Source organism: Mesotoga infera (assembly GCA_011045915.1).
Lineage (GTDB): Bacteria > Thermotogota > Thermotogae > Petrotogales > Kosmotogaceae > Mesotoga > Mesotoga infera_D.
Genome location: DSBT01000078.1, coordinates 1 through 1,620, shown reverse-complemented (window position 1 = coordinate 1,620; position 1,620 = coordinate 1). Strand labels below are relative to the sequence as shown.

The 1,620-nt window shown below is 46.1% G+C and carries 1 protein-coding gene; it reads right to left on the bottom strand.

Annotated elements, in window-relative coordinates; genetic code table 11:
* Nucleotides 1-9: 9 nt before the first annotated feature.
* Nucleotides 10-1,326, bottom strand: coding sequence for an MATE family efflux transporter (locus ENN47_02595; protein ID HDP77075.1), 1,317 nt, complete (start codon nucleotides 1,324-1,326; stop codon nucleotides 10-12).
* Nucleotides 1,327-1,620: the final 294 nt, after the last annotated feature.

The following is a 1,620-nucleotide window of genomic DNA, read 5'->3' as shown; positions in this document are numbered from 1 at the left end:
TGGAACTGGCTAATAAACTCTTCTCTTCTCCCATTTTCCTCTCAGGTAATAGAGAATCATTATGGCCGCTTCGGCTATGTCCGAGAAAACATATGAAAGCCAAACCCACACTGTACTTGCTTTCATTACCGTTACGGCAATAATCAAGATTGGGACCTGAATCATCCACCTTGAAACAACGCTTCCCACGACGAAGGGAAAATTGTATCCAGATCCTCCAAAGACAGCCGAAAGGCCGAAACCGTAGGCCAGAACCGAAATTCCAAGAGCTCCATACTTCAGGAAACTTGCTCCGTAGCTTATTATCTCCGGGTCGCTGTTGAACATGCTGATCACAAGCTCGCCGGCAAAGAAAGCGATTAACGCGAAAGCAAACATAAAGAAGAATCCAATCAGGGCAGCAGTCTTTGCAGTCGACCTCGCCCGGTCGACATTATCTACTCCGAGGTTCTGCCCCACCATTGCAGATCCTCCCATACTAAGTCCCACAAGAGGCATGAAAGCCAATCCAAACAATCTGCCAGTCACACCTACTGCAGCCACGGCCGTGGTCCCGTAAAATGCGACGAATTTAAGAACCACAACTGCAGCGAGATTCCTGAAGAAACCTTCTAGGCCCGTAGGAAGACCGATTGTCAGAAGTTTCTTGTCTATGTTTCGATCGAGCCTAAATAACTTCGACAACTTCGGCTTGACTCCCTCTCTACCAGAGAAAAGGATGTAGAAGCCAAACAAGAATGATGCTGTCTGCGCAATAACCGTTGCTACTGCCGCGCCGAAGACGCCGAGACCAAAGCCGGGGATACCCGTTCCAGGCACTTTGTCAAACATCATAATAGGATCGAGGACGATATTTATTACGCTTGCAACCATCATAATGTACATGGGGCTTTTCGCATCGCCTATACACCTAAGGGCAGTATTCACAGAGTACGAAGAGAACATCATCGGCAGGAAGAACAAACGAATATACCCATAGTCCAGTGCAGATGCAACGACCTTCGGATCGGTAGTGAAAAGGCCCAGTGAGGGTTTTAGAAATGCCGCGACCAGCAAAGCGGAAATTAGAGCTACAATGAATTTGAAAGTAATGGTCTGTTCGATTGCCCTGCTTGATCCTTCAAGGTCTCGCTTTCCGTAGCTCTGAGAAATCAGTGAAATTGAACTTTGGCCAATAATCGAATTCAAAATGTCGACAATCCAGAAAAGAGTTGTAAAGATTGTCACGCCGGCAATTGCTTCGCCGGAAATACGGCCGATCCAGAATATATCCACTATGTCGTAGATCATCTGAGCGCTGAATCCTATCATTGTAGGAACGGACATCACGAGAAGATTCTTCAGAATATTCCCTTGAGTAAGATCTCTTGCCATTTATGCCCCCTAAGTACCCCTTGTGAAGAGTCCGAAAGAAAACCCGTACTAAAACGACACAGGAATTATACACCTTTTCTCACTTTCAGAACGGACCTAAATAATTGCCTTCAGTCTATCCAGAAAGTTCTCTTTAATAAAGTCGATTCCATTCTCCCAGAAAAGAGAACCGGAAATGTCTATCCCGGCTTTCCTTAAGAGGATTTCTGGTGAGTCGTAACCACCGCTCTCGAGCAAGGCTACATA

Coding starts and splice junctions, on each gene's coding strand:
- ENN47_02595 (HDP77075.1), bottom strand. CDS start 1,326: ATGTCCGTTCCTACAATGATAGGATTCAGCGCTCAGATGATCTACGAC.